This is a genomic window from Bacteroidota bacterium (genome assembly GCA_030706565.1).
GTDB lineage: Bacteria > Bacteroidota > Bacteroidia > Bacteroidales > JAUZOH01 > JAUZOH01.
Genome location: JAUZOH010000399.1, coordinates 1 through 3,394, shown reverse-complemented (window position 1 = coordinate 3,394; position 3,394 = coordinate 1). Strand labels below are relative to the sequence as shown.

4 protein-coding genes and 1 tRNA gene are annotated in these 3,394 nt (G+C 40.2%); 4 read left to right on the top strand and 1 reads right to left on the bottom strand.

Annotation, left to right across the window (positions count from 1 at the left end; all coding sequences use genetic code 11):
• Positions 1-629: hypothetical protein (locus Q8907_14690; protein MDP4275519.1), on the top strand; the 629-nt coding region annotated here is incomplete at its 5' end.
• Positions 630-664: 35 nt separating this feature from the next.
• Positions 665-1,279 carry a deoxynucleoside kinase gene (locus tag Q8907_14685; GenBank protein MDP4275518.1) on the top strand — a complete coding sequence of 205 codons (615 nt, stop codon included), beginning with the start codon at positions 665-667 and terminating at the stop codon, positions 1,277-1,279.
• Here the strand turns inward: Q8907_14685 and Q8907_14680 are convergent.
• On the bottom strand, positions 1,276-2,259 hold the full coding sequence (locus Q8907_14680; GenBank protein MDP4275517.1) for an adenosine kinase: 984 nt from the start codon (positions 2,257-2,259) through the stop codon (positions 1,276-1,278). The genes Q8907_14685 and Q8907_14680 overlap by 4 nt on opposite strands.
• A 135-nt stretch (positions 2,260-2,394) precedes the next feature.
• Here Q8907_14680 and Q8907_14675 point away from each other — a divergent pair.
• Both Q8907_14675 and Q8907_14670 read left to right on the top strand, forming a co-directional pair.
• Positions 2,395-2,468: transfer RNA gene (locus tag Q8907_14675), tRNA-Asn, on the top strand.
• A gap of 348 nt (positions 2,469-2,816) precedes the next feature.
• The coding region (locus tag Q8907_14670) for a GNAT family N-acetyltransferase (protein ID MDP4275516.1) at positions 2,817-3,394 on the top strand (578 nt) is incomplete at its 3' end.

Here is a 3,394-nt window from a genome sequence, read left to right as displayed (position 1 = left end):
GTGAAAACAGCAGGAAAAATGTTTATACCAATGCCTATCTTGGGCATATTCAGCTGGTTGATGTGAGTAATCCTTTCCGGATTGTCGTTTTTTACAAAGATTTTAACCAGCTTGTTTTTCTGGATAATTTTCTTTCCCCCCAGCGAAGTCCTGTTTCGCTTGATGATTTGGGCTATTCCCAGGTTGAATTGGTCTGTGGTTCAGGTTCTGAAGGGTTCTGGTTGTTCGATAACATCAAAAACTGCCTGGTCCGTATCGGAAATAACTTGCAGCCTTTATACCAAAGTGCCGACCTGAATCTGTTTACTGCCTCAAAGAACAGACCGGTATATATGACCGAGCGCAACAGCAGGGTTTATCTTTCAGTACCGGGGACAGGGATACTGATTTTTGACCATTGCGGGAATCACCTGAGAACGGTCCCTCTTAATGATATAAACAGTTTTCAGGTTCAGGACGGGCGGATCATTTATTTGAAAAATCATTGCCTGAATGTTTATAATATAGAGATGTTGAAGGAAATGGAAATAACACTCCCGGATACTACAGGAGTGACAGACGCCCGTCTAGAAGGAGAAAAACTGATCCTGTTAAAAGCAGGAAAAATTTGTGTTTATAAAAAATTATAGTACTTTGGACATTCAGTTCAAATACAAAATTAATTATGCATATCGCAATAGCAGGTAACATTGGCTCCGGAAAGACTACTCTTACTGAACTTCTTGCAAAACACTATCACTGGGAACCTCATTATGAAGATGTGGATGATAATCCCTATTTACTTGATTTTTATGAAGATATGCAAAGGTGGTCCTTCAACCTTCAGATATATTTTTTAAATACACGTTTTAACAAGATACTTGAAATACGTAACTCAGGAAAAACGTTTATTCAGGACCGTACCATCTACGAGGATGCTTATATTTTTGCACCCAATCTGATGTCCATGGGACTGATGTCCAACCGTGACTTCGAAAATTATTACTCCCTCTTTAATTTGATGAGTTCGCTCATTCAGCCGCCTGATCTGGTTATTTACCTGCGCGCATCAGTACCCACTTTGGTCAGGCAGATACAAAAGCGTGGCAGGAAATATGAAAGCAGCATCAGGCTTGATTATCTCAAACGCCTGAATGAACGTTACGAGGCCTGGGTCGAAACATATAACCTTGGAAAAATGCTGATTGTTGACATTGATCACCACAATTTTTCGGAAAACGCTGAAGATTTAAGTTATGTGATCAACAAGATTGATGCTGAAATACACGGATTATTTTAATTTTCAATCTGTTTAACGGCCTCCCTGATTTTCTCCCAACGGTACTGATCCATTTTGGCCCCAATTACTTCTATGACATTTCCGGCAAGAATGGAGCCTATTTTTCCACATTTATCCAATGACAGTCCCTGCATCAGGCCATACAGGAAACCGGCCGCATATAAATCACCGGCGCCGGTGGTATCAATAGATTTGGCAGTGACAGGGGCTATTTTGTACTCTTCCTTTCCTCTTTTAACCAGCGAACCCTGACTTCCTATTTTTACCACTGCAACAGAGCACATTTCGGATATAGTATTTACGGCAGTTTCTGCAGGCTGTCCGGTTAAAGCCTTTGCCTCTTCTTCATTTGCAAAAACAATATCTACATAATCCTTGATTATTGAAGTCAGGAAACTGAGGTTGGTTTCAACTACATTATAACTGGCCATATCAAGCGAAACGATGATTTTCTTTTCTTTGGCAAGTTTGATGATTTTCTCCATGAGCTCATGATTAGGAGCCATATAACCTTCAAGGTGAAGATAGTTGTATCCATTGAATAAAGAGGCAGAGAAATGTTCAGGTGTAAGTTCAACAGCCGAGCCCAGAAAAGTGGCAAAAGTCCTTTCAGAATCAGGGCTCACCAGGGCGATGGAGCGGCCTGTTTCATCATTTCCCCTAAAAACACGAGGGGTAATATGGTTGTCAATCAGATCGTTGACAAAGAAATCACCCAATTCATCATTTCCCACACAGCCGACAAACGATGAATCAATGCCCAGTGATGCCATGCCGTGAATGGTATTTGCGACCGAACCACCGGAAGAACGCTGTTTTTTTAAGTGGGTTGTTTTGGCCAGTATTCCGGCCGAAGTGGTTTTGTCGACCAACTGCATGCTGCCTTTGGGCAGGGAAAGCTGGCTGAGGGTATCATCATTTTCAAGCGAAGTCATAATATCGACCAGGGCATTGCCTATACCAAGCACTTTTTGCATCATCAGATTATTTTTTGAAATTTTTTTGCAAATATATTTTATATTTTATGAAAAGCTATTATTTTTGCAGCTCCAAACACGAAATAAGGGTTGCACGAGAACAAAGGTTCTCTAAGAAAGCAGCAAAAAATATAAAATTCCTCCTTAGCTCAGTTGGTTAGAGCATCTGACTGTTAATCAGAGGGCCGCTGGTTCAAGTCCAGCAGGGGGAGCAGAAAAACCGGAAATCCATCAGGATGTTCCGGTTTTTTGTTTTATACTCTTCTTAAAAATTTCCAGGTAAATCAAATTCAAAAATGAAGAGGCTGGCATATTCCGTTTTTCATCATCAGATTTGATCCACTATTGTAGAATTGAAAACTTGTTAATCATTTATGTCTTTGCAATTCATTGATTTATCTCAAGAATATAAATTCATCCACTGTGTTTTGGACTTGATGTTATTTTAAGATTACGTAAATTTGCATCAACGGGATTTTTGAAACTGAAAGCATGTTTGCTTTTTAGATTCAGGTGTTTTCTGGTATTTGAAGTCTATCATTTAAAAATGATGTTCAACAATGGATAATGATTTTCTTGATCACTTAACATTTGAACCCTTAAAGAAGGAAAATTGGGCAAAGTTTGTGCAGCTTTTTGGAGAGCGGGGGGCCTGTGGCAATTGCTGGTGCATGTATTATCGCCTCAAAAAGGTTGATTTTGTTGAGGGAAAGACTGGGGGCGGCAACAGGGATGCTATGCAAAAACTGGTGATGGAAAACAAACCGGCCGGGATCCTGGCTTTTTATGAAGAGCAACCTATTGCCTGGTGTGCATTTGCACCCAGGGAAGATTTCATAAAGCTTGAACATTCGCGTGTTCATAAGCGCATTGATAATGAAGCGGTATGGTCAATCCCCTGTTTTTTTGTTGATAAAAAATTCAGGCGGCAGGGTATTTCGGTAGAACTTCTAAAAGGGGTCATCAGATATGCAAAAGAGAAGGGGATCAAAATTATTGAAGCATATCCTGCAATTCCCACAAAGGAAAGCCTTCCGGATTCATTTGCCTGGATAGGATTGTACAAATCTTTTGAAAGAGCCGGTTTTCAGATTGTAGACAGGACTTCAAAAAACAGGCCTATGGTCCGTTATTATAC

Coding starts and splice junctions, on each gene's coding strand:
- Q8907_14685 (MDP4275518.1), top strand. CDS start 665: ATGCATATCGCAATAGCAGGTAACATTGGCTCCGGAAAGACTACTCTT.
- Q8907_14680 (MDP4275517.1), bottom strand. CDS start 2,259: ATGATGCAAAAAGTGCTTGGTATAGGCAATGCCCTGGTCGATATTATG.